20 protein-coding genes are annotated in these 24,815 nt (G+C 68.7%); 9 read left to right on the top strand and 11 right to left on the bottom strand.

The window, feature by feature from the left end:
* The first annotated feature begins 217 nt into the window (after window positions 1-217).
* From ACLJO0_RS42525 to ACLJO0_RS42515, 3 genes are all read left to right on the top strand, one after another.
* Entirely contained in the window at window positions 218-715 is a 498-nt protein-coding gene (locus ACLJO0_RS42525; RefSeq protein WP_410585566.1) for a hypothetical protein, read from the top strand.
* A gap of 144 nt (window positions 716-859) precedes the next feature.
* Entirely contained in the window at window positions 860-1,549 is a 690-nt protein-coding gene (locus ACLJO0_RS42520) for a sigma-70 family RNA polymerase sigma factor (RefSeq protein WP_410585565.1), read from the top strand.
* Between the two features lie 94 nt (window positions 1,550-1,643).
* Entirely contained in the window at window positions 1,644-2,414 is a 771-nt protein-coding gene (locus ACLJO0_RS42515; protein ID WP_410585564.1) for a hypothetical protein, read from the top strand.
* On the opposite strand, the gene ACLJO0_RS42510 is transcribed toward ACLJO0_RS42515, so the two are convergent.
* Entirely contained in the window at window positions 2,404-2,925 is a 522-nt protein-coding gene (locus tag ACLJO0_RS42510; RefSeq protein WP_410585563.1) for a hypothetical protein, read from the bottom strand. The two genes, ACLJO0_RS42515 and ACLJO0_RS42510, sit on opposite strands and share 11 nt — an antisense overlap.
* Before the next feature lie 37 nt (window positions 2,926-2,962).
* Here ACLJO0_RS42510 and ACLJO0_RS42505 point away from each other — a divergent pair, with 37 nt between their 5' ends.
* A complete protein-coding gene (locus ACLJO0_RS42505) occupies window positions 2,963-3,397 on the top strand; it encodes a MarR family winged helix-turn-helix transcriptional regulator (protein ID WP_410585562.1) in 435 nt (144 codons plus the stop codon).
* Window positions 3,398-3,457: 60 nt separating this feature from the next.
* Window positions 3,458-4,633, top strand: a complete 1,176-nt coding sequence (locus ACLJO0_RS42500) for a PucR family transcriptional regulator (protein ID WP_410585561.1) — start codon at window positions 3,458-3,460, stop codon at window positions 4,631-4,633.
* Here ACLJO0_RS42500 and ACLJO0_RS42495 read toward each other — a convergent pair.
* Window positions 4,630-5,013, bottom strand: coding sequence for a hypothetical protein (locus tag ACLJO0_RS42495; protein WP_125797278.1), 384 nt, complete (start codon window positions 5,011-5,013; stop codon window positions 4,630-4,632). The genes ACLJO0_RS42500 and ACLJO0_RS42495 overlap by 4 nt on opposite strands.
* A 236-nt stretch (window positions 5,014-5,249) precedes the next feature.
* On the opposite strand from ACLJO0_RS42495, the gene ACLJO0_RS42490 reads away from it, so the two are divergent.
* The gene (locus ACLJO0_RS42490) at window positions 5,250-6,284 is read left to right on the top strand and encodes a DUF3068 domain-containing protein (RefSeq protein ID WP_158632671.1); all 1,035 of its coding nucleotides are present in this window, start codon (window positions 5,250-5,252) and stop codon (window positions 6,282-6,284) included.
* Here the strand turns inward: ACLJO0_RS42490 and ACLJO0_RS42485 are convergent.
* On the bottom strand, window positions 6,281-6,976 hold the full coding sequence (locus ACLJO0_RS42485; RefSeq protein WP_410585583.1) for a methyltransferase domain-containing protein: 696 nt from the start codon (window positions 6,974-6,976) through the stop codon (window positions 6,281-6,283). The genes ACLJO0_RS42490 and ACLJO0_RS42485 overlap by 4 nt on opposite strands.
* 163 nt (window positions 6,977-7,139) lie before the next feature.
* Here ACLJO0_RS42485 and ACLJO0_RS42480 point away from each other — a divergent pair, with 163 nt between their 5' ends.
* Window positions 7,140-8,372, top strand: coding sequence for a glycosyltransferase family 4 protein (locus tag ACLJO0_RS42480; protein WP_410585582.1), 1,233 nt, complete (start codon window positions 7,140-7,142; stop codon window positions 8,370-8,372).
* 925 nt (window positions 8,373-9,297) lie between these two features.
* Here the strand turns inward: ACLJO0_RS42480 and ACLJO0_RS42475 are convergent.
* On the bottom strand, window positions 9,298-9,477 hold the full coding sequence (locus ACLJO0_RS42475; protein ID WP_125786340.1) for a hypothetical protein: 180 nt from the start codon (window positions 9,475-9,477) through the stop codon (window positions 9,298-9,300).
* Between the two features lie 3 nt (window positions 9,478-9,480).
* On the bottom strand, window positions 9,481-11,172 hold the full coding sequence (locus tag ACLJO0_RS42470; RefSeq protein WP_410585560.1) for a hypothetical protein: 1,692 nt from the start codon (window positions 11,170-11,172) through the stop codon (window positions 9,481-9,483).
* 68 nt (window positions 11,173-11,240) lie between these two features.
* Between ACLJO0_RS42470 and ACLJO0_RS42465 the strand changes: the two genes are divergently transcribed.
* Entirely contained in the window at window positions 11,241-12,437 is a 1,197-nt protein-coding gene (locus ACLJO0_RS42465) for a lipopolysaccharide biosynthesis protein (RefSeq protein WP_410585559.1), read from the top strand.
* On the opposite strand, the gene ACLJO0_RS42460 is transcribed toward ACLJO0_RS42465, so the two are convergent.
* Both ACLJO0_RS42460 and ACLJO0_RS42455 read right to left on the bottom strand, forming a co-directional pair.
* Window positions 12,426-13,298, bottom strand: a complete 873-nt coding sequence (locus tag ACLJO0_RS42460) for a hypothetical protein (protein ID WP_410585558.1) — start codon at window positions 13,296-13,298, stop codon at window positions 12,426-12,428. The genes ACLJO0_RS42465 and ACLJO0_RS42460 overlap by 12 nt on opposite strands.
* Window positions 13,299-13,498: 200 nt before the next feature.
* Entirely contained in the window at window positions 13,499-17,434 is a 3,936-nt protein-coding gene (locus tag ACLJO0_RS42455; protein WP_410585557.1) for an alpha-(1->3)-arabinofuranosyltransferase, read from the bottom strand.
* A 39-nt stretch (window positions 17,435-17,473) separates the two neighbouring features.
* Between ACLJO0_RS42455 and ACLJO0_RS42450 the strand changes: the two genes are divergently transcribed.
* Window positions 17,474-18,178, top strand: coding sequence for a class I SAM-dependent methyltransferase (locus ACLJO0_RS42450; RefSeq protein WP_410585556.1), 705 nt, complete (start codon window positions 17,474-17,476; stop codon window positions 18,176-18,178).
* Here the strand turns inward: ACLJO0_RS42450 and ACLJO0_RS42445 are convergent.
* The 4 genes from ACLJO0_RS42445 to ACLJO0_RS42430 all read right to left on the bottom strand — a co-directional run bounded on the left by ACLJO0_RS42445 (window position 18,172) and on the right by ACLJO0_RS42430 (window position 24,516).
* Window positions 18,172-19,917: a hypothetical protein gene (locus ACLJO0_RS42445; protein WP_410585581.1), complete on the bottom strand. Its 1,746-nt coding sequence runs from the start codon at window positions 19,915-19,917 to the stop codon at window positions 18,172-18,174. The genes ACLJO0_RS42450 and ACLJO0_RS42445 overlap by 7 nt on opposite strands.
* Window positions 19,918-19,925: 8 nt before the next feature.
* Window positions 19,926-21,509, bottom strand: a complete 1,584-nt coding sequence (locus ACLJO0_RS42440) for a substrate-binding and VWA domain-containing protein (protein ID WP_410585580.1) — start codon at window positions 21,507-21,509, stop codon at window positions 19,926-19,928.
* Window positions 21,510-21,612: 103 nt separating this feature from the next.
* A complete protein-coding gene (locus tag ACLJO0_RS42435; RefSeq protein ID WP_410585555.1) occupies window positions 21,613-23,727 on the bottom strand; it encodes an EAL domain-containing protein in 2,115 nt (704 codons plus the stop codon).
* A 105-nt stretch (window positions 23,728-23,832) separates the two neighbouring features.
* The gene (locus ACLJO0_RS42430) at window positions 23,833-24,516 is read right to left on the bottom strand and encodes a hypothetical protein (RefSeq protein ID WP_410585554.1); all 684 of its coding nucleotides are present in this window, start codon (window positions 24,514-24,516) and stop codon (window positions 23,833-23,835) included.
* Between the last annotated feature and the right edge of the window lie 299 nt (window positions 24,517-24,815).

The following is a 24,815-nucleotide window of genomic DNA, read 5'->3' as shown; positions in this document are numbered from 1 at the left end:
TTCGGCCGGGGTGAGCGGGTCGTGAGTGGCGATTCGGGTTAGAACACGAATCGCCACTCACGACCTCCGGCACCTCTACTTGCGCGTCGGAGACGGTCCGTCGGCCTGAGCCGAACGGCTCAACCCTCGCCCCCACCGGCGGCAATCGATAGCCGTTAAGGTTTGGCCATCACCCAAACGGGTATCGGTTGTCGGCATGCTCTACGAGGGGCCCGACATGACACCCACTGCCAAACGCGCGCACACCGTCGCCCGCGATCTCCTGTCTCTCACCAGATCGGGTGAAGCCGACCGGCTCGCCACCGCGCTGGTGTCCATCGCGTCGTCCCCCCGGCGGAAACCGGCGCTCGGCGAAGTCGTCGGACGACTGGTCGACACGTTCTCCTTGGCCACCAAGGATCGACGTCGTTCGCTGCGGATCGGTGAACCGTTCACCTTGCGCCTGCGGGATTCCGCGGGACGGACGGTGCGGCCCGACAGACTCGACCCCGCCGTGGCGGCGATCGTCCGCGCCATCGCCGCCAGTGTCCGCGACGACCGGGACACCTGTGCCGACCAGATCGACGAGGCCTGCGACAACGCCGATCTCGGCCAGCGGATCCGGGTTCTCGCGCACTGCCTGGTCTGGACGTCGGACCTGCTGAGCACCGACACCACGGCCTATCCCCCGGTGCTGTCCTGCTTCAAGGTATCGCCCCGGCACTGTCCACAGTAGACATTGCGCGGTTCGGATGACTTCCGGCCCGTCGTGTGGACAACCCCCGCACGGAACGGCAAGCTGGACCATCGCGCACGAAGTCCCAGTCCCCGATGACGGGCGCACCTTCGCGGCCACTTCCCCTGAACCAGGAGTGCAGACTTGGACGAGGTAGCGCCCTCGACGGTACCCGCGGACTCCCGCGCCGCCGCCACGGCGGGCCGATTGCCCAATCCGGACAGCAGATTGGTCCGGGCGGCCGTCGCCGGTGATCCGGACGCGGTCCGGGAACTGCTCCGTTTCCTGTCCCCGCACGTGTTCCGCTATTGCGCGGGCAAGGTCGGGAGCGCCGGAACGGGGGCCTGCGACGCACAGGACTGCGCGCAGGAGGTGTTGCAGGCGGTGCTGATCGCCTTGCCCCGCTACCGGTATCGCCCGGACCGGTTCCTCGCGTTCGTGCTCGGGATCGCCGGGCACAAGGTCGCCGACCTCCATCGGCGCCGATCCCGCGAACCGGTCGCCTCGGTCTCGGAGATCGCCGACGGGCTGACGTACTGGGTCCGCCGCGATCCGGACGAGATCGAACGGCTGGAGCATCGGTTGCAAGCCGGGACCCTGCTGGCGAGATTGCCGATGCCGCACCGGGAGGTGGTCGCCCTCCGGTTCGTGTTCGGCCTTTCGGCCGAGGAGACGGCCGAACGGCTCGGCCTTCCGAGCGCCGGAGCGGTCCGCGCGGCCCAGTTCCGCGCGCTCGCCCGATTGAGGGTGCTGCTCACCGAGCGGAACGCCCGCTACGCGAGCGATGTCCCGATCATCGGACAAATCCCCGCACCGGAGCTCGTCCCGGTATAGAACAGTCCACTTCGGACACTCGATTCCTTGTACGCCGCTTGTACGAGCGTCTTGCATCCTGTCCCCCTATCAGGGGAACCACTGGAGGACAGAGATGAAGATCCGATCGAGGATCGCCAGAGGTGCCGTCGGCACGATCGCGCTGGCCGGGGCGATCATGCTCGGCGGCGCGGGCGAGGCGCTGGCGGCGACGGGCACGGTGAACACCGACTCCGGGGTGGCGGTGACCGTGCGGTCGAGCCCGAGCACCGGCGCGAGTTCGGTCGGCACCGTCGCGAGCGGCACCGCCGTCACGATCGACTGCCAGATCAACGGCTCGACGGTGACCGGCAAGTACGGCACCACCGACATCTGGGACTACGTGCCGTCCAAGGGCGGCTACATCAGCGACGCCTACGTCTACACCGGCTCCGACGGCCGGGTCGCGCCGGACTGCGCCGGCAGCACCCTCTCCTGCTCCACCGCGGGCACCGGCAACCCGAGGACCTGTGCCGAAGCCGTCGCTTGGGCGAAGGCGCACGTGCACACCAACAACGATCCCAACTACTACCGCTGGTGCGACCGGATCAACTCGTGGGCCTACGGCTGGACCGCGAGCGGCTCGGAAACGGCCTACGTGCACTGGACCCAGATCCCGGGTTCGTACAAGCACCCCGGTGACACCCAGGTTCCCGCGGGCGGGCTCGCCTTCTTCAGCAACGGCGGCACCGGGCACACGATGATCTCCATCGGTGGCGGCAAGTTCCTGTCGAACGACATCCACGGCCCCGGCAGCTTCACCGAAACCACGATCTCGGAGATCAAGAACGCCTGGAACTACACCTATCTCGGCTGGTCGCAGCCTTGGTTCAAGATCAACCACTGATCGCGCGAGTGGCCTCGAAACGCTGCCGGACGAAGGGGTCCTCGTCCGGCAGCGTCTCTTCCGCACGCCAGGAGAAACTCGCGGCGGTCAGCTCGGAGAAGATCCACCGGCGCCGGACGCCGTCGGTGTCGGCCTCGATCTCGAAGCCGTCCTCCGTCCGCTTGCCGAGGAACGGGATCACCCAGCCGTTGCCGGGACCGAGCCAGGTCGACCGGAACGCGTCGATCTTCTCGTCGTAGAAGCGCAGGCTCATCCCCCACTCCCCGTCCACGCCGCCGACCCTGCTCGCCCGCGCCGGACTGATCCACACGTCGGCCAGCGCGCGGCCGTCGAGCGCCCAGCCGAAGTGCCATTCGCCGTCGACGGTCCGCACACTGCCGTCCTCCGCGTAGTTGTGCACGACCAGGTCCCAGCTGCCGATCAGCGGCTCGAACACGCCGAGCCGTCCGGCGAGTTCGGGACGCGGTCCCGAGGCGGTGAAGACGGCGGCGATCCGTTCGGTGACGTCCATGCGGCCAGAATGACCATTTGACAGTATGCTGTCAAATATGACCGATCTCGTCCGCGACTACCGGCTGCTGATCGCCGACGTCTACGAACTCGCGGGGCTGAGCCGCCGCGTCAGCGAGCGGGAGGCGACCGGGCTGGGCACGACGGTGGCCCGCTGGCATGTGCTGAGCACGGTGTCCGAAGAACCCCTCGCCGTCCCCGCCATCGCGCGACGGCTCGGCCAGGTCCGCCAAGCCGTGCAGCGGGTCGTGGACGACCTCGCCGAGGCCGGTCATCTGAGCGTGGAGCCGAATCCTTCGCATCGCCGCTCGTCCCTGTACGCCATCACGCCCGAGGGCGCACGGCTGCTGCAGCGGCTGTGGGACGCGAGCGAATCCCGGCGCGACGTGCTCCGCGACAGCGGCGTCACCACCGAGGAGCTGCGGCAGGCCCGTGACACACTGCGCAGGTTGTCAACCGCGCTCAGCTCCTGAATCCGCCCTTTCGTCGCATCGTGATAAAAAGCGGCCACTCGATCGGGTTAGAGTTGACGGATGGGCAACGAAGCTCTCGCTACTCCCGCACCCCGGGAGCAGCGCGCGCTCATGCAGGCGATGCTCACCCGGCTGCCCGAGTTCAGTGACCGCCTCGCCCGGCTGCTCAGCGACGAGGACGAGTTCTACCACCAGGTGGACAACACCGCGCCGGAAGAGTTGCGCAAGGTCTGCCGGGCGAATCTCGAGCGGGCGCTGACCGCGCTCGTCGAGGGGCGCGGGCTGCCGCTCGACGCGGCCCGCAAGACCGGGCTGGCGCAGGCCAGGCAGGGTATCCCGCTGCCGTCCGTGCTCCGCGCGTTCCGGATCGGCGGGATCTTCGTCTACGAACGCCTGGTGGAACTGGCGGGCCCCGGCTTCATCAACCCGGCCCGCACGGTGGAGATCAACGCAGGCGTGTGGAAGACCATCGACCTCTACTCCGACGCGCTGACCACCGCGTACAACGAGGTCGCAGGCGAACTCTCGCACGAGAAGCTCGTCCTGCTCGACGGCCTGCTGCAGGGCCGCTTCGCCACCCAGGCGGAACTCGAGAACGCCGCCAAGGAACTCGACCTGCCGGCGGCGGGCACGTTCGTCGCCGTCGTGACCGAGCCCGTCGAGCCGAAGGAACGGCCCGGCGTCGAGGCGCTGCTGCGGGCGCGACGCTGGAAGTCGGCTTGGCGACCCGGCGCCGAAATCGGACTGGTCGTGATCGACCGCGTCGAGGACGTCCGGCGGCTCCGCGACGTCCTGGGCACCCTGCCGCTGGCGGTGGGGATGAGCAAGCCGTTCAACGGCTTCCTCGAAGTGCCGGACGCGGTGCACCGGGCCAGGATCGCCCGCCGGTCGCTGGCCACCGGCGCCGCCGGTGTCGCCGTCTTCGGCGACTCGCCGGTCACCACCCTGGTCGCGAGCGCGCCGGAGATGTCGCGGGACGTCTTACGCTCCGTGCTGGCCGGGCTCCTGGTGCTGCCCAAACCCGAACGGCAGGTCCTGCTCGACACGCTGGTCGCGTGGTTCGCCGGGCACGGCTCGGCCAAGGAGGCCGCGGACCGGCTGATCGTCCACCCGAACACGGTCCGGTACCGGCTCCGGCGGGTGCAGGAACTGACCAGGCGCGACCTGTCCGACCCTGTCGACGTCGGGGAGCTCTACGTCGCACTGGAGGCGGTCCGCCTGGCGGACGACACTTAGCTCCTTCTCTCCGGCGCCATGTCGGCGTCGATGATCCTCGCGAGGTCCAGCAGCGTGTGCCCGAGACCGGGCCGCGCGGTGAGCCGCACCGCGAGCGTGCGGCCGCGCGCGGTCGTGGCGACCGGCAGGGTCACTTCGGGATTCGCGGATCTCGTCCACTGTGGACGGCGTCCGGCCGCGGACAGGACGATGTCGGGATGCGGGGACCGCCGCCCTGGCCGCCACCGTGATCTCCTGGCGTCGAGGTCGCGGATCACGTTGCCGTGCAACGAAAGCAACGTCGCAACGTCCGCGACGGCGTCACGGAGCTCGACATCGGTGATCGAATCCGAGTACGCGCCGATGTCCAGCACGCGGGAATCGTTCGGGTCCTGCGGCACAAAGTTCCTTTCCACGCACCGGAAGTCGTCCGATGGTGGTCCCGCTCACGTTGTTCCCGGGAACAAACATGTTTGGCTGCCTGGGCCGAATGGCGGCGCCGGTACCGCCTTCCGGCCGCACGGGGTGCCTGTGACCGCCGGTCACACCTTTGACGCTGACCTGCGGGCGGGCCAGTATCTGGCGACTGATTACCGATGGGTAATGTGGATTTTCCATGGTTCCACCAGGAGGACCGTTGCGACGTGCGTTGAGCCTGATCTTCTTGGCCCTAGGGGTGTTCTCCATCGCCGGCGCGGTGTTGCTGCCGACCTACGTGAAACCCGAACTCGCCAAGGTGCCACTGAACCAGGAATCGACGTCGGTCCTCGAAGGCACCGCGTCCAAGGTGCTCGCCGTGAAGACCGAAGGCGGCAAGACCGTCACGGAGATCCGCGACAACGCCAAGCTGAAGGCGACCGCCCGCGTGGCGGCGAACTTCGCGCCGCCGGAGATGCGTGAGGGTACGGACGTCGCCGTCTGGCTGCTGGCCGTCTCGGTCGTCGACACCAGCGACCAGACCGTGGTCAGCGCGAGCAAGCGGCAGGTCTGCTTCGACCGCCGCACCGCGGAGGGCTACATGCCGCCGGGTGGTGACCAGGAGGCGAAGTGCTCGGCCAACAGCAGCTTCGTCACCAAGCTCAAGGACAAGCCCGAGAAGGAGGGCGAGAAGCCCGAGGAGATCCAGGAGTACAAGCCGCAGCCCGGCCTGAACTTCAAGTTCCCCTTCGACACCGAGCAGAAGGACTACCAGGTCTACGACGACAACACCGGCCGCGCCGTCCAGGCCCGGTTCAAGGGTGTCGAGGACATCAAGGGCGTCGAGGTCTACAAGTTCGTCCAGGAGATCCCCACCACGAAGATCTCGACGAAGAAGGTGCCGGGCTCGCTCATCGGCGCCACCGGTGACTCCGTCGAGGCGGGTCAGTTCTACGCGGGCACCATCACCAGCTGGATCGAGCCGGTGACCGGGATCCAGGTCAAGCAGGAACAGCGCTCACACCAGGAACTGCGGTCGGCCGCGAACCCCACGCCCACCGTGGTCTTCGACGGGACGCTGACCTTCACCGACGCGACCGTCGACGCGATGGTCAAGCAGGTCGGCGAGAACAAGGGCAAGCTGGACTTCATCGGGAGCACCGGGCCGATCGTGCTCGGGGTCGCCGGCGCGGCCTTCCTCGCGCTCGGAGTCTTCCTGCTGGTGAAGCGGCGCCCGACGCCTTCGCGCCACTAACGCTTACGCAGCACCATCACCAGATTCCACGACGCGACCTCCCGTACCCCGGGGACACGCGCGATCCATTGGGCCCAGGAGGGGTGGTAACGCGGGTACACCTCCTGGAGATCGGCGAGCGGCGTGGCCTTCCCCCACCGGACGGCCGCGCCTGCCGAAAACGCGAACAGACTCTCGCCGAATTTGTTCTTCGGTTCCTTCCCGGTCTTTTCGAGATAACGCCGCCGGGCGTAGTGTCCACCGAGGAAATGCCACGGCGCCGTCTCGTGTCCGCCCCACGGTGAATACCAGGGTGTGAACGAGGCGAAAATCGTCCCTCCCGGTTTGGTCACCCGGCACATCTCGGCCAGCATGACCTCCGGTTCGGAAACGTGTTCGAGGACGTTCGACGAATAGCAGACGTCCACGGATCCGGTGCGCACCGGCAGTTTCGTCCCGCTGCCGCGGACCATGCTCTCCCCGGCCTCGCCCCGTGCCGTCAGCTCGCCGACGTCGGGATCTATGCCCAGGTAGGTGGCTCCGGCAGCGCGGAACGCGTCCGAGAAATAGCCCGGCCCGCCGCCGACGTCGACGATGGTTCGGCCGTTCAACGGAGTGTGCTGTGCCAATTGCCGGACCGAGTCCTCGGCGAGCACCGAGTAGAAACCGTCCGGATCCGTCTGTTCGGTGAGAAAAGCCCGGAACAACGTCACAGATCTGCGCAAGGTGGCGTGATGAGGCATCGCTGAACGGGTCACCGACCGATTACCGACCATCGAACCATCGCTTTCCGAGAATGATTCATCTACCGTGTACGCACCGGTAACCTAGCATTGTCGCTAACAGGTTGGGAGAACCACGATGGAACGGCCACGTGTGCTGCTCGTCAACTGGCGCGACACCGGCCATCCGGAGGGCGGCGGCTCCGAGCGGTACGTCGAGCGGATGGCCGAGGGACTCGCCAAAGCCGGATACCGGGTCGAAATCCAGTGCGCGGCGTACCCGGGCGCGAACGCGGGCGAATGGCGCGACGGCGTCCGCTATCGTCGCCGTGGCAACAAGTTCGGCGTGTACCCTCACGCGCTCCGGGCGATCCGGAACGCGCACGCCGACCTCGTCGTCGACGTTCAGAACGGGATGCCGTTCTTCGCCAGGCTCGTCGCGGGCTGCCCGGTTCTCGTGCTGGTGCACCACGTCCACAAGGAACAGTGGATCAGCGCGCTCGGCGAGACACTGGGCCGGATCGGCTGGTGGATCGAATCCCGGCTCGCGCCGTGGCTGTTCCGGCACTGCCGCTACGTCACGGTTTCCGAGATCACCAAGGGCGAACTCGCCGGCCTCGGCGTCGAAGGCTCACGTATCACCGTGGTACCCAACGGTTTGGACACTCCCCCACGCGTCAAGGCCGTCCGCGCGCCCGAACCGACGCTGGTCGCCGTCAGCAGGCTGGTGCCGCACAAGCGGATCGAGCACGCGATCGACGTCGTCGCGGAACTGAGCAGGCGCTGGCCGACGCTGCGGCTCGAGATCGTCGGCCAGGGCCCATGGGAAGAGGTTCTGCGCAAACACGCGCGCGACCGCGGTGTCGAAGACCGCGTGCGGCTGCACGGCTGGGTGGACGAGAACGAGAAACACGAGATCCTGGAACGGTCCTGGCTGCACCTGTGCCCTTCGGTCAAGGAGGGCTGGGGAATCGTCATCATGGAGGCCGCCGCGCACGGCGTGCCGTCGGTGGCCTACCGGGCGGCCGGCGGGGTGGCCGAATCCATCGTGGAGGGCAAGACCGGTCTGCTGGCCGACGACTTCGCCGATTTCACCGCGCGGGTGGACGGGCTGCTCGCCGATCAGGCGCGCCGGAACGAAATGGGCCGGGCGGGCGTCACCTGGGCCGGCCTGTTCGACTGGGAGCACAGCGTGCACCGGTTCGAATCACTCGTGCGGGACGTGGCCGGGGTCGCCATCCCCCATCCCAGGGTCCTGACGCCGCAGAGTTTCGACGATCCCGTCGGCCAGCCCGGCCGCGGCAGCGTCGTCGAAGTCCTTGCGGCGTGCGCGCACGGTGACGGTGCTCGTCTCGCCGACGGTCGCCGCGCCGAACGCCACGCCTGAGCGGCCGCTGGCGGCGGGATAGAACGCGATCGAGGTGACGGCGTCCGCCGCCGAAACGACGCCGAGGTTGGAAACCAGATAGGTCGAGCCGAGCCTGCCCGCCAGCAGCCGGGTGCCCAGCCGGGCGATTCTGCTGCTGCGGGCGGGGAAATCGGGTTCCGGCGGCTGGGTGGCCAGCAGCGCGCCCACTTCGGCGACCGAGGGCTCGCGGCCGAGCCGCAACCGGAAGAACGCGCTGTCATGCTCGGGTTCCGGGGCGGCGCCGCCCCGCCAGGAGGCACCCACCGCGGCCACCACCCGGGCGGCCTCCTCGCCGTGCCGGGCGTTCCACGTCTCGGTCAGGTTCGCGGCGGCCGCCGCGAAGGCCGCGGACCCCAGGCGCGCGCGAGGGAGAATACGGGCACTGAACACGTCTCCTGAGCCACTTTCGGCTCGTTCCGGGGTGATCCTGGCCGGTGGCGCGAAAAGCGCTTCAGCGAGCCGCTGGAAGGCCGACGTGAGAAAGGATCGATCCGCCGTACGCGCGCCGATTCCCTTGGCGGCGGACGAGATCGGGATGTCGAGGGCCAGCCCGAGGACGGCGAGCAGGCCGAGACCGTCGAGCGCGCCGTGGTGCGCGGCGATCAGCACGACGGGTTCGTCGACGCCGACGGCGACGCGAAGCAACGGCGCGCCGCGTTCGTACGACGCCTCCGCGAAGCGATCACGGATCGCCGGAAGTTCTTCACCGGCAACGGCTTCGACGCCGGGGGCGGCCCCGAGCCATGGCCGTTCCCCGACGGCGACCGCCAGCCGCATCCGCGCCTTTTCCGGCGTCAGTACCGAAGACAGCCGCGCTTCCAGGAGAATGCTCCAGGAAACGGTGGGGTCGCCGTAGAGCCCGACGACCCGGCCGGCGTGGTCGGAAGCGAGCTGGGACACCGGCTCAGCGGTTGCCGTAAATGATGTGCTCCGGGCTCGAATTCGGGTTGAACTGCTCCTTGATCTTCGCCTGCACCTGGGGTGCGGCGTCCGGATCCGCGGTGTTCGTCAGCGCGTAACTCCCGCCCGCGGCCGTTGCCAGCCCGATGATGACGGCGGCGGCCGCGCCGATGAGGGTGCCCAAGACCTACTCCTTCCGCGGCAGGGAATTCCTGCGTCGGCTCAATGTACGCACCGGTAACTTGAGGCACAACAGTGCGGCGGCGATCGAGAGCAGTGCTACTCCGTTTGCCAGCACAACGGGGATCGGTGATCGCGTCTCGGTCACGGCGGGCTCACCGGGAGTACGGTAAAGCGTGAGCCAGTCACCGGACCACACCCGTTCCGCGCCGGTCAGCAACCGCGGGTCGACCCGTCCCGGCGTCCCGTGTTCGGCCAGGATCCAGCCGATCCCGGCCGCGGACAGGTCCTCGGGCGACTTCGCGGCGCGGACACGGTCCATTCTGGAATCCTCGCCGGAGATCTCCTCGCCGCCGACCCGCAACGTGTCGTCGACGAGAACGGTTTCGGGCAGCGCGCGCGGCGCCGGGTCCAGCTGGGTCCGGTGGTCGTTCCAGGCGAAACTCCGGAACGTGGACAGTGGCAGCGCGACGACGTCACCGGGCCGGTCGTCTTCCGCCAGCACCCGGTGGACGGCGTTCCAGTCCTCCGGGTAGGGCACCGCTTCGATCCTCCCCCAGCCGCCCCAGGCGAGATCGGGCATGGTGAGCAAGGGAAAGAGCGCGGCCGCCATGATGAGCGCCCCGCGCGCCGCACCGGTCCTCAGGCGTGTCGCGGCGGCTTCGGCCGTGAGCGCGAACCCGAGTGCGGCCGGAAGCGCCCACCACGCCACCCATTTCTGCGCGTCCCGCAGAAGTCCCGCGCCGGGAACGTGGCCCATCGCCCAGGACAACACGGCTTCGCCGAACGGCAGTGTCGCCAGTGCGGCGAGCACGACACCGAGGACTCCCAGCAGCACCAACGCTCTCGCGGGCGGCGTCCCCCACCTTCGTGCCAGCGGACGGATCCCTGCCAGCGCCACGGCGACCGTGACGAGGATCAGTACCGGGGCCATGGGCGCGCCCCGGCTGCCGGGGACGACGTCGCCGTTCCAGATGCCGCCGAGCCCGAGCACGCTCAGGATCGCCGGACCCCAGCTTTCGGCGCGGGCACTGAACGCGGCCACCCCGGCGGGGTCGGACAGCGTGCCGCCGTCGTGCAGGAGTGTCGGCACGAGCCAGGGCAGGTTGAGCACAACGGCGAGACCGAGGGTGTGGCCGAGTTTCCGAGGCCCGGCCAGGACGATCGCGGTGAGCGCGGCCAGTACGCCGCCTGGTGGGGTGAGCACCGCGAGGGCGCAGGCGAGCACCAGCCGCGTGAGCGCCCTCGGTTCGTCCCGGCGCAGGGAAAGCGCGGCGCGCGCGATCCACGGGAGGCAGGCGTAGGTGAGCAGGAGCGGCCAATGCCCGATGAACAACCGCTCCGCGAAATAGGCCGTCCACGCATAGGCGGTGGCGGCGACGATCCGCGTACCGAGCTGCTCCGTCGGCACCAGCCGTGCTGCGCCATATGCCGCCAGGAAGAGCGAAAGCACCAGGACGATTTTCTGCGCCACATCGCCGGGAACGACCGCTGTCGCGAGCGCGATCACGGCGTCGGCGGGGACGGAACGAGGCAGAGCGGAACCGACGCCGAGCGCGTCCGGAACCAGCGACTGACGCTGGGCGAACACCATGTCGTAGCTCAGGACGAAACCGCGTCCGAGCACCGGCAGGAACACCAGCGACGCGAGCCCCGCCGACACCGCGGCCAGGACGAGACGTTCACGCCGTGCGTCCAACTGCCCTTTCCTTTCCGCGTCGATCGCGGTTATGGTCGCTCGATTACTCGCCGGTAATAGGAGCGCCGTTGAGCTTAGACGTCGAGGTCGACCAGGCCAGAACCGACAAGCGTGTCGCGGCGATCCTCGTTTCGCTCGCGCTGGCGGCCAACAACGCCGGTGCCTACGCGCTGAGCATCATCGCCGCCCGGCTGCTCGCGCCGAGCGCGTTCGGTGAACTGAGTTCACTGCTGGCGGTACTGGTGATCGGCGTCGTACCCGCGATGGGCCTGCAAACCGTGGTCGCCCTGCGCGTCGCTCGCAAGCCTCAGGACTCGGGAACGCTACTGGCGCTGGGCCTCACGACGAGCGCCATCGTCGCGGCCATCGGCCTGCTGCTGGCGCCGGTACTGGTCTTCGTGCTGCACCTGGATTCCGTCGTGCCGGCGCTGCTGCTCGCCGTCACACTCGGCCCGCTGACGCTGCTCGGCCTCTTCCACGGTCTGCTGCAGGGCAGCGGCCGGTTCGCGCGCCTGGCCGGGCTCATGTCACTCGAAGGCGCGGGCAAGGTCGGAGGCTCGCTGCTCGGACTGCTGATCGGCGGTGACGCCACCGGCGCGCTGGCCGGCACCGCGATCGGCTCATACCTGGTGATCATCTGCGGCTGGCTCCTCTGTGGACGGCAACGACCACGGAAGGCGGGCTGGCACGCCGGCGAGGTCCTGCACGCGGCGCAGGCGATGCTGGCGCTCGTCCTGCTGGTGAACCTCGACCTGGTACTGGCCCGCCACACCCTCCCCGCGAACGAGGCGGGCGAGTACGCGCTCGGCGCGATCGTCACGAAAATCGCCTACTGGCTCCCCCAAGCCGTCGGCGTCCTGGTGCTCCCCCGCTTCGCGAACGGCGACGACCGGCGCCGCATCCTGCCCGCCGCCCTTGCCGTCTGCGCCGCCCTCGACGCCGTCGTGCTCCTCGTCTCGGTGGTCGCCGGCCCACGCTTGCTCTCCTTCATCGGCGGCTCCGGCTACGCCGCCAGCACCATGCCGGTCTGGCCGTTCGCCCTCGCCGGCTCGATGCTCGCGCTGGTCCAGATCCTGCTGTTCTCCCGCCTCGCCGCCGGCGACCGGCGGGTGACCGTGCTGATGTGGACGACGGTGGTGGTGGAGACCGTGCTCGTGACCGCTTGGCTGCACTCTTCGGCGGTTCAGGTGGTCACTGTCGCGGCTTGCTGTGCCGGGGGGTTGGCACTTTCCGGGGCTGTTCTGGAGTGGCGGTCACGTCGCTGACTTGAGGGGCACTGTGTGGATTTCTGGTCGCGGACGCCGTTGGGCGCTTTCGAACGCCGCTCTGAGTTCGGCGAGGACCACGTCGGGTTCGGACCGCAGCCGGGACGGCAACGTCTGGAGAACGACGATCCCGGCAGCGGCATAGCGAGCGTTTCGTGCGAGGGTCGCCCGGAAGTGGTCACCCTCCGAGTGATAGCCGAGGGAATCGATTTCCCAGGCGAACCCGACCTCGTCGCACCAACCGTCCGGCTTCGCGACGAACCGGCCGGACGCGTCGAAGACCTTCACATTCCACTGGAACTCCGGAAGCCCCGAACGCGCCCACAGGTTCCACGCATCGGCCTCGGCGACCGAATGCGCGCCGGCCCAGATCGGCGCCAGTGCCCGCAGTAGTCTCCCGTCGATTCGGGACCGTTCGTCGATCTCGAGGGCGAGCGCCCGTGGCAGGCAATGCCGTTCTTGCACCGCTTCGGCCATCATCGCCACGATCGCGTCCACGTCCGGGGTTCGGCGTGCCGCGTCGATCACCGCTCGCGGCACGGGAGCCGTGGGGACACCGGCTCTGATCCTTGGTGTGGGCAAGCGTCGCGTTCGTTCCACACGGACGAAGCCGGTACTGGCGATCGCCCGTCCGGCGGGCACCAGCACGTGCACGTCATCGGGATCCGGGAGATTCCGCAGGCCGTAACGCCTGAGCGCCGGCACACCGGTGAGGACCGAACCTTCACGGGCATGGAGCAGGCTCGCCTCGATCCGGTGTTCTTCGGTCGGCTCGCCGTTTCCGAGCAGCACGACACCCGGCAGCAGCATCCGCCAGAGACCACCGGCTTCGCACCGTCGCCAGATCGTTCTTCTGGGCACACCGAGCTCTTCGAGCCGCTTGACCCCGACAACGGCCGGGCCCTTCGTCAACAGTGGGTGCTGTGCCCACTCCCCTCTTCGCACTTGATCAGCTTGAGCCCGGGCACCGACAGAAACCGTCGATTCACGTCGTGACCGGTCCGCTCAAGCGGGGGTGTGTGGAAATAGGGACACTCGACGTCCCTATTTCCACACACCCCTCACGCTTTGTCACCTTCGGGGTCCGGTGACGGCCCCGCGAACCAAGGCACACACATCGCCACCATCGCCGCCGCCGCCAGCAGCAGCGAAGCCTGCGTCACCGGACCGTAGGCCCACTCCTGCCCGTGTCCCAGCAGCCGCCCCACCACCGCGACGAGTGTTCCCGCGGCCATCCCGCCGAAAGCGAGGTACCGCGGCGCGCGTTCGCTGAACTGGCGGGCCAGCAGGACGGCGATCAGCAGGACGATCGGCAGCATTCCGCCGAGGACGGCCAGCAGTCCGATGAGGACCACGGGGACGACGACACCGGAACCCGCCTCGACGGAAACGCGGCGCCGGCGGACCGGCCACAGCACGCCGATCAGTACGGCCAGGATCGCGATCGCGCCGATGAGCAGGCCGGAGCGGTATTTCCAGTCCGGCGTGAACTCGAGCTGCACGACACCGCCCGAGCCGGCGGGCAGGATCCACGCCTGTTGCCAGCCGTCGACGCGCGTCTTCACCAGCGGAGTCCCGTTCAGTGACGCGGTCCAGCCCGCGTTGGCGTTTTCCGGGACGGCCAAAATGGACTCTTCGCCGCCCGCCACGGTGACCGTCCGGGACGTCGCGTCCCAGGAGTCCACGGTGACGGCGCGATGCGCGGCGGGCGAAACGGCCTGCCCGGCGGGTTTGAGCCACAGGTCCTGGACCACAAAGGACTCGGACCGGTCGGTACGCAGTTCGTGTCCGCCCGCCGCGAGGTCGACGCCGCCCGTGGAATCGGGGCACGCGGACAGCGCCAGCGGCCGGTGCGCGAGATAGTCGGCGAGGGTGCCACGGACGGACGTGTCGTAGTCGAAGCCGTTCAGGTGGACGTTCGGGCCCGATCCGCAGGGCACCGTGAATTCCGAGTCCGGAGCGGGAAGTTCGGCACCGGTCAGGGACAGACTCCCGATGCCCAGCGAGTTCCGGGTCCGCTGGTCGTCGTCGAGACCGGCGAACGCGATCTTCAGCTGCGACGTCTCCAGCGGCGGGAACGTCGCCGCGCCGGAGGCGTCGAGTTCCACGGAACGGCTCGACGTCGGCGTCGTCAGCTCCAGCCGCGCGGGCGCGCGTGGATCGGCGGCGACGCGGATACCCGAGATGGTCTGGGGTTTCGCCCACTCCAGGGTCAACGTCGGCCGCAGGTCGGTGATGTCGGGCAGCCACGTAGTCGCCGGATTCCCGTCCACCGCGGCGAACGCGCTCGCCGACGGATCCCCGCCCAGTTGCGATGTCGCGGACACTCGCACGCCCGGCAAGGCCACCGGAACCCGGCCGTCACCGGCGGGCAGCACGGTGCCGCCGAATTCGTAGGCGTTCTGCGACGTCGTGGAGAACAGCCGCCGGATCCCGTCCGGTTCTTCACCGTCGCGGGCCGCGTTGGCGTCACAGCGGACGTGCTCGCCGTCCGGCACACACGCGTACCTCGGCTGCTGACCCCGCGTGAACGCGAATCCCGGCGCCGCACCGGCGGACAGGTCCGCGGGGACTTCGAGCGCGCGTTGCGGATCGACGCCGGGGATCTTCAGCTCCGAGATCCCGACATTGCCGTCCTGCCTGCCGACCACGAGCGACAGCAACGTGATCCGCACCTTGCGCGTCACCCCCGGCGGCGCCGGATAGGAGTGCGCCCCCTCGCCCCGGACGACCTGGTGATCGACGGAACCGTTGTCCGTCGTGATCCGGATCCGGGTGGCCGGCCAGCCGACGCGGATGTCGTCGACCATCGCGAGATCGACCGTGTTCACCAGCCTCGGGGTGTCCAGTTCGACTTCGAGCCATTGGCCGATCGGGCCGGTGAAACTCGACGAATGCCAAGCGGTGCGGGGATCCCCGTCCAACGCGGCGAACGGCTGATGGCTCGGATCCGATCCGCCGAACGCGTCCGCGAACGACGCCGCCGTCGAGGCGTTCACCGAGCGGATCCCCCGGTACGCGGCCACGGTCTGGTGCTGCTCGCCGGGGAACGGCAGGACGTCGAGCGCGGCTCGTTGCTGACGCGGCGATTCCCCAGCGGTCAGCGTCTGGCTCAGGTTGTCCCGCACCCCGCCGACGTTGCGTTCGGCGCGGCGCAGCCCGTCGGTGACCAGCCTCGGCCCGGTCGGCGAGCCGCCGTCCCCGGTCAGCACCGTCGGCGTACCGGGATCGAGCTGCCCGGAGTTCATCAACGGCAACAGGTTCTCCGGACCACCGCTCACCGTCGGGACGTCCTTCGCGGACGTCGCGGTGACAAGTGGAACCGGCCGTTTCACCTCGAAGATCTCCAGCGGTCCGAACTGGGCCGACTTCTCGATCCCCGGCGATCCCGCCAGCCCGGCGCGCAACGTCGTGAAATCGGGCGCGCCGACCTTGGCACGATCGATGTCGCCTCGCAGCACCAGGAACCGGTAGCCCGACCGCGCGAGCAGCGCGGCGAGCCCGGGATCCCCTCTGCCGTCGGCCAAGGCCGCGTCGATCGAGTCCATCAGGCGGGTGTTGCCCTCCGAGCCCAGCGGGACCTGGTTGCGCACGGCCCACGGGCTGTCCGCGATGGCCTGCGCCGGTTCGTCCACGGTGCGGCCCCAGTCGTATTCGCCGAAGCCGGTCGCGGGCAGCAGCAACGTGCGCGCCGTCGCGTCGGTCTTGGCGACATGGCCCATCGCGTCGTACCAATATCCCGGCACCTCGTCCCAGCCCGGCCCCGGCCGCAACATCAGCAACCACACCGGCGCGGCCATCGCCACGACCAGCACGGCGCCCAGCGCGGGCCGCAGATGGCGGCGTAGTGCCAGCGCGGCACTCGTGATGCCGTGGACGAAGGCCAGCATCAACGGCAGCCGCAGCACCGGCTCGAATTTGTGCACGTTCCGCAGTGGCGCGAGCGGGCCGTCGAGCAGCTGCCGGACGGGTTCCGCCAGCGGGCTGTCGAGCGTCCCGACATAGCCGACGGTCAGCAGTGTCAGCCCGGTCAAGACGCCGAGCACCAGGAACCGCCGCTCGGGCAAGCCGCGCCGCGCGAGGCCGAACAGTCCGACCGCGGCCACGAGTCCGGTCGCCGCCATCAGCACGGGATTGTCGATCAGGGCCCAGCCCGACGGCCACCACGGCGTGCCCTGCACGACATAGGCGACCCACTGGTTCGTGCCGCGCAGCACCTCGAACAACGACATCGGCGCCGTGGTGTTCGTCGCGGACTCGATGTAGTCGAGGAACGGCAGGCTGTACTGGCCGAGCAGAACCAGCGGCAGGATCCACCACAGCATCACGCCGGCGACGAAGACGAACCACCAGATGACGAGTTCGACGTGCGTACTCCGCCATTTCCTGGTCAGCAGCCACAACCCGGGCAGCACGAGCGCCATCACGACCATCGCGCCGTTGATCCCGCCCATGCACAGCACGGCGAGCGCCGACAACCCGGCGGCGCGACGTGGCGAGCCGACGCGGTCGGCGAGGATCAGCGGCAGCAGCACCCACGGCAGCAGGACGGCGGGCAACATCTCCGAGGACAGCGAACCGATTTCGGTGATCATCCTCGGTGCGAGGGCGTAACCGACTGCTCCGATCAGCCGAGTCCGTTCGTTCCCTATTTTGAGCGCGCGGGCCACCAGCAGCGCACCACCGAACGCCACCGAGAGCAGGATCGCGCACCACAGCCGCTGCGCGATCCACACCGGTATCCCGACGGCTTGGCACAGTGCGAAGAACGGCCCCATCGGGAACAGGTAGCCGTACGCCTGGTTCTGCAACTCCCCCGCCGTCGCCTGGGGATTCCACAGGTGCAGCGCCCTGCCGAGGAAGGCGAGCGGATCCACCGCGAGGTCGAGTTTCGTGTCGAAGGTCGTCCTGCCGGGACGCTGCACAAAGGACAGCACGGTGAGCGCCAGCACGATCCACGTGCTGGGCCGTTTCACAAGCGCCCCGGGGGTTACCATCCGGTAGATACTAGGCGGAAACGTGGCTACTATGCGCCTATGACAGACGGTTTCGAAGAAGCGTGGTCGCTCGCCGAACCCGTCAAGGGCTGGATGACGCGGGAGCAGGGCCTTGCCTTGTGGACCGCGGCGTGCCGCCTGGACAAGGGCGACCTCATCGTCGAAATCGGCAGCCACCAGGGTCGATCGACGATCGTGCTCGCCAGTGCCGCCCGCACGGTCGGCGCGCGGGTGGTCGCCGTCGACCCGTTCGTCGACGGCCGCCTGTTCGGCGGATCGCCTACACGCCAACGATTCGAGGCCAACCTGAGAAAGGCGGGCGTCGAAGACGTCGTGGAACTCGTGGCGGAGTACAGCACGAAGCTCCGGCCGCGCTGGGACCGTCCGATCCAGTTGCTCTACATCGACGGCAAACACGACTACTGGACCTACACCGACGACCTTCGCTGGTCGGAGAACCTGGCCGCCGGTGGGGAAATCCTGGTCCACGACTGCTTTTCGTCGATCGGCGTCACCTTGGGCACGATCGCGAAAGTCCTCTTCGGACGGCGTTACACCTATCTCGACCGCGCGACGTCGATGGCCCGGTTCCGCCTCGCCCCGCCGTCGGCGAAGGACAGGCTGCGGGTGATCGCCCAGTTGCCGTGGTTCATCCGCAACGTCGGGATCAAGATCCTGCTGCGGCTGCGGTTGGCGCCCGTGGCGAGGATCTTCGGCCACGACAGCCCGTACGACCCTTACTGAGTGAGCGGCCTGCCGACGTCGACCTTCGCGAGACAGACGGGAGCACCCTTCGCGGACAACTGAAAGCCGATCTTGTCGAACAGGCCCTCGATCGGCAGGTACATCGTGTGCAGGCCGGGCTGGAACCAGACCGGCACACGCACCCCGTCGCGGTCGACGAAACCTTCACCGCCGTCCGAGGTGAAATAGTCGATCCGCAGCAGGTGGCGGCCGAGAACGGGCGTGTCCAACGGAACCCGGACCAGTTGCTCGCCGACGGTGTAGCCGCAGCCCGCCACCGGGCCGGGCAGGCCACGGGAAACCGGCTCCACGCCGACGATCGTCCTCGCGGTGCCGGTATCGTCCAAAAGGGACATCCGGCTCGTCGGCTGGTCGAACAAGGCACCGGGGATCAGGCCAACCACCCGGGAGGTGCGGGCGTTCTCGCCGAACCAGCCGTGCAGGATGTCGTTCGGCACCATCGTGTCGTACAGGACGAGATCGGGATCCCGTTCGATCGAGGCCCTCGCGTTGGCGAGGAATTCCCGGGAGTGTTCGAACCGCAGTCCGGGCGCCAGCCGGGAGAACCCCACGGCGGAACTCGCGATCAGGGCGAGGCACAACGCCAGGGCCAGCGGCCGTTTCGCCGTGGACGGCTCGGGATCCGCAGGACGGTCGAACGGTTTCGGTTCCAGGAAGGCGAAAGCGAGACACAGCACGACGACGAGCGCGAGATCGGCGACGTAGCGCGGATCGCTGCCCAGTTCCGGCCCGACCTCGGTGAGCCGGGTGGCCGCCGAAAGCCCGATGTCCGCGACGAACACCAGGCCCAGCAGGATCCACGCCTTCCTGGCCCGGACTCCACCCACGCGCACCCCGGCGAACAGCACCCCGACGGCCACGAGCAGCAGCACAATCCTTACCATCACGGGAGAAGCGGCGAACGTCGCACCAGGCCCCGGGCCAGACCAGGGTCCGCCCGCCATCCCCGGCACCAGAGTGTCGCCGAGCATCCGTCCCGTCATGTCCGCGACCGTGCCGACGGTGACCGGACCGCCGCCCTGCCCGACCTGACTCGTGGTCAGCGCAAGGAAAACGGCGGCGTAACCCGCGAGGACGACGCCGAAAACCCCCATGAGCACGACGTGACGCCGCAGGGAAATCCCGAGCAGCACGGTGATCCCGGCGACCAGTACCGGGATGAACACCGCCTTTTCGTAGAAGGCCAGCCCGAAGACGGTCCAGCCCACGGTGGCGATCGCCCAGCGCCCGCCGTCGGCGAGGTAGCGCACGTGCGCGTGCAGCGCGGCGGTGGTGGCCAGCAGCACGGGCGCGATCTGGATCGCGTACGCCCACCACAACGTCGGGACGAGCAGCAAGGTCGACGTCGTGAACATCGTGAACGGGACGAGAATCCCCCACCGGCGGCCGAAACAGCGCACCAGTACCGCCCACAGCAGTACCGAGGCCGCCGCCTGCATCAGCAGGACCGGTGCCATCAGCACGGCGAAGTTCAGCGGCGCCCACGCGGTCAGCACATCGGCGAGCAGGAATCCGCCCGGCGCGAGGTGGCCGTGGTAGTCCTGGAAGAAGTAGCCGAAGTCGAACGGGCCCGACTTCGCGGCGTGGTAGGTGATGACGAAGTCGTCTTGCGCGAGGCTGCCACGCAGCGCGGCCCACGCGTGCAGTACGAACGGGACCACGCCCGCGACGAACGCGGCGAGCGTGACCGGCGAAGGTCTCTTCCCCCGGACGAGCAAGTCCTGCCTCAATTCTTGCAGATCGGCGGCTGGCACATGATCTTGCTCAGCGCCTGGTAGAAGACGTCCGAGATCTTCCGCGGATCGGGGGTGGTGAACGAATCGCCGCCGGTGGCGGTGGAAACCTGGCGTAGTTCGGACGCGTCGATGTCCGGCCCGATACCGATTCCGATGACCGGCAACGGTTTCCGCGGGTCCTGGAGTTTGCCCAGTTCTTCCAGCAACCGCGGCAGCCCGATCGTCTCGCTGTCTTCGTTGCGCCCGTCGGTGAGGACGACGACCAGGTTGATCCGGCCGGGTTTCCAGTTCTGCCTGGCGTTCTGGTACGCGGCGAGGATCGAATCGTAGAGCCCCGTCGCCCCACCGGCTTTCGGCCGCACGGCCTGCAACTGCCCGACACCGCCCGAACTCTTCTGTTCGGCGATCGTCTTCATCGGCAGCAGGACGCGATGGTCCTTGTCACCGTCCAATTTGGTCGAGAACAGCCACAAGCCCAGTTCCGTGGTGGGTTTGAACAGGCCGAGTCCCTGCGTCGCGGCCTGCAACGTGAGGTCCATCCGGCTCTTCCCGGTACCCGGCACGGCGGCGGCCATCGAACCGGAGACGTCGAGCAGCACCTGGACGCGGGCGCTCAGGTTCGTCCCCGCCCAAGCCTGCAGTACGGCGTACAGTTCGGTCGCGGGCGGGGCACCCGCCGGATGCGGCGCCGGATCGGTCCGGCTGTCCCGCGCCCGCGGCACGGCGAACTGTCCGGTGGGCGCACGGAATCCCGCGTCGGCGAAGATGCCGCCGGCGAGCGGATCGAGCAACAGCCGCAAAAAACGTTCCGCCGCGCTCCTCGACGCTTCGGACGCCTTGGGCAGCACGACATACGGGTAGTCGAACCCCTGCACCGGGACATCCGGATACGCCGCCACCAGATTCCGCGCGAGCACGGATTGTTCGGTGGCGGGGAAGGCGGCCGGGGCCTGGCCGGGGGCGGGGTTCAGTTTCCGCATGACGGCGGTGAAGGCCGCGGCCGGATCGGGCTCCTTCTCGGTCAGCTTCCGCAGGGCTAGCAAGGTGCCGACACCCAGCGGATCGCGTGCCGGATCGGGGAAACCGACCGGTGAGCCGTCGAGGATTTCTTGCCAGGAAGGAGCTTTCCCCGGCCAGCCGAACCGCCGCGCGGTTTCGTCGGGAAGTCCCAGTACCACCGGGGAGTTCGCCACCGACTGACCGGATTCCGGCAGGTTCCACGCGCCGGCGTCCCTGGCCTGCGACAACATCGTGCTCGACTCGGGGATCCAGACGTCGGGCCCGCCGGAGGTGGTGGTCCCGAGCAGGTCGGCGGTCGCGGCCGACTCGCTCGCGGTCACGTTGACACTGAAGCATTCTTCCTGCGGCACGGTCTGCGCGAGCCGCGTGAGCACGGGCGCCACGTCGGGGGCGGCGGTGATCTCGACCGGCGTCAACGCGTCACAACCGTTGCCGGCCAACCGGGCTCGCAGGTAATCCACGCCCCACCAGGCACCGAGCGCGATCACCAGCAAGAGGCTCAAGACGACGACGGGCGCGGTGAAACGCCCGCCACGCCTCGGACCTACCTGCATGTGCATGCCTCCGAGGTGCGGGGTGAGGACCTGGGATGTTGCCCAATCCGCCCGCGAACGTCAACCCTCGGGTAACTTAGCGCCTCCCGCTGCGGCAAACGGCCTAACCGAAGTACCGTCCCGCCCCGATGTGGGCACCGGCGGACTGCCACCATCCGGCGTCGCCCGCCGAATCGATCCCGTCCGCGATCACCGTCGCGCCCGCCAGGGCCGCGGTCTCGATGAGGTTCCGCAGCGACCGTTCCGCCAGTGGTTCCGTCCGCCGCTCCGCCAGCCGGGGAGCGATCCGGACCGTCTTCACGGGCACGTCCACGAGACAGACGATGTCACCGGCCGCTCCGAAGTCCTGCAGTTCCGCGTCCACCCCGATCTCGGCGAGGAGGTGCAGGTTGTCGACGGTCTCCCCGAGTTCGGCGAGCACGGCACCGGCGGGGAAGCCCAGCCGCAGCCGTGACGGCCCGAGACCGGTCGTGGCGAGCACACTCCGCACCGATCCGACGAGATCGGGATCCGCGGCCTGGTTCGGCGTCAGGCTCACCACCATCGGGAGCCTGTCGTCCGACTCCTCGCAGGCCGTGCGGATGAGCCATTCGCCGAGCGGCAGGATGAGACCGGTGTCGTTGGCGAAGCGGACGCAGGTGTCGTGACCGATCCGGCCGTGGCGCGGATGGTTCCAGACGAGTCTCGCCTCGATCCCCGCGGGCCTGCTGTCCGCCAGCCAGGTCAGCGGCCGGAAGTGCACTTCGACCTCGCCGGTCTCCCAGGCGCCCGCCATGGAGACGGCCAGGCCGAACTCGTGCCGCTCCCTGGTGTCGAGGACGGAGTCGGACAGCGCCCATTGCCGGTAGCCGTTGGCCTGCGCGCGGCGCAGTGTCATGTCGGAGACGCGGAGCAGTTCGTGCGGCGCGATGTCCCTCGGCGGCCGGTGCACCACACCGACACAGGCCGAAACCGCGACCCCGCTGCCGCCTTCGAGGTACACCGGTTCGGACAGCTCCTGGTTGATCATGCCGATCACGGTGGCGACGTCCGGGCTGGTCGCAGTGTTCTGGATGAGGATGCCGAACTCGTCACCGCCGATCCTGGCGATGAGCGCGTCCTCGCCGCCGACGACGGCGCGCAGCTTCGCGGCGACGTTCTTCAGCAGGTCGTCGCTCTGTTTCTGGCCGAGCCCGCCGGCGATCAGGGAGAATCCGTCGAGGTCGAGGTGATAGACCGTGATACCGAACGACGGGTCGGCGTGCCGCAGCGCCCGTTCCAGCCGGGTGCCGAAGCACTGCCTGTTCGGCAGGCCGGTCAGCGGATCGTGCAGGGCCTGACGGCTCAGCTGCCGCTGCAGCAACGAAACGTCGGTGTCGCCGTCGACGAGGGTGATCAACTGCTGGGCTTCGCCAGCCGGGTCGCGGATCACCGCGCCGGTGAAGGCTGCCCACGTCGGTTCTTCCTCGTCGGCCACGAGTCTTCGCGACAGCTCGAGCCGCTGGCTCTCGCCTTCGAGCAGCTTCCGGTACCCCTCGCGCAAGCCCTCGGCGTCTTCCGGATGGACCAGGTCGTAGAGGTTGAGCCCGGCCAGATCCGCGACGGGCCGGTTCAGCATTTCGGCCAACGCCGGGTTCACCCGCTGAATGCGGCCGTCCACCCTGGTGACGGCGACCCCGGTGGCCGAACCGGTGAACAGCTGCTCGAAACGCGCCTGCGTGAGCACCAGTTCACGCCGGGTCTCGCGTTCGATCGTGACCAGCGTACGGCTCAGATCCTCTTGCTGTGTCTGGATGCTCTCGCGCAACGCCTCGCCGTAACCCGACGCGAGCGCGCCGAGCACCTGCAGCACCCGTTCGGGGAGTGACTTCACGCTCCGCAGCTCCGGCTCATGCAAAAGCCCCTTGCCGAGTACGTCCATCGTGCGACGGAGGCTGTCCGGCCCGACGCATCTGAGCGCGACGAGTCGCGCGCCGGCTTCGCCGGCCTGCGCGGGCTCGGCGTCTTCACTCAGGACCGCCGCGAAGATCTCGTCGAGGAGAGCGGCGAAATGCTCTTCGATCTGGGCGTGGGTATACGGAAGATACGCCGTTCCGGTGACCAGGTAGGCCCACTTGCGGGCCAGCGTGGCGCGGGTCGGCGCGGTGTTCTTCCGCTTCGGCGATGCGGAGGATGAAGTTCTCTTCTGGGCGTCCGGCGATACCGGGAACTCATCGCCGTCCGGAAGTGGGGAAGTCACGTCCGCCGGTCCTGGGGTCGTTTTCGTATTCCGTCGTGAAGAACCATCCTCCACGATTCTCTGGCCGTACTCACGTTCAACGGTCCACCTGATCGGGTGGTCACCCTACGGTACTGCAATACCGACCTTTTCCCTCAGCCAAACGCGGGTGGCGTCCCGATACTGGGACGCGTTGCGGTGCAATGCCAGCGAATGTCCGGCACCGGACAGAACATACGTGGAAAGTTCGGCCTCCGGCCGATAGAACGGCGCTTCCGCCGGACGCAACGTCCGCGCGTTCGAGCAGTCCCGGAGCGCGAACAGGCCGCAGAACAGGATGTCCTTCTCCCCGACCGCCTGGAAAACCGGCACTTCGATCGCTTTCGTCGCGGGCAGAACGATGCCGAACACCGCGACGGTTCCCATTCCCGGGACCGCGACCTGATCCTTGGTCACCTCGTCGGCCTCGATGACCCGCGGGTCGGTATTTTCCGTCGCGTGGAACAGCCCGGCACGTGCTCCCGGCTTGGTCGTGAAATAGAGCGGATCACTGCCGACCGAACCGAGCTTGCCGCCCGCGACCTTCTCGAACGGCGTGCCGCCGTACACCAGCGGCTGAACCGCCTTGGGCGCCGGACCTTCGGGCAGGCAGAACCGGCCGTGCGCAGTGGCGGGTTCGCCGAGCGGACCGGTGACCGGCAGATCCGGGCCGGAACAGCGGATGCCGACGGCCGCGGCAGGCGCGGCGACCAGGAAACCGCCGAGGAGCGCGCAGCAGGCGGCCACCACCGCGGCCAGTTTGAGCGGCATTCTCACAGAACCCTCTCCGGAATCGGATCGCTCGGAAGGAGCATGAACCCTACACCCGGTGATCGGACGCACACCGTCAGGCCGAGGTTCGCGGCAGCGCGATCATCGGTAACCGGTTCACCCCTGGTACCGGTTCCAAGTGTCACCACGCGCCGATCGCCGCCGCCACCAAGGCGATCTCCGTGGGCGCGAACTGGTGACCGGGGCTCAGCCGCGCACCGGCGCCGGGGTGGGCCGGAAGCCGTGGGGTCCAGCCTCGTGAGTGGCGATTCGGGTTCTGGCGAGCCTTCTCCCAGGTA

The sequence above is a fragment of the Amycolatopsis sp. lyj-108 genome (genome assembly GCF_046549005.1).
In the GTDB taxonomy this organism is placed as follows: Bacteria; Actinomycetota; Actinomycetes; order Mycobacteriales; family Pseudonocardiaceae; genus Amycolatopsis.
This window is presented reverse-complemented; position numbering and strand designations above follow the sequence as displayed.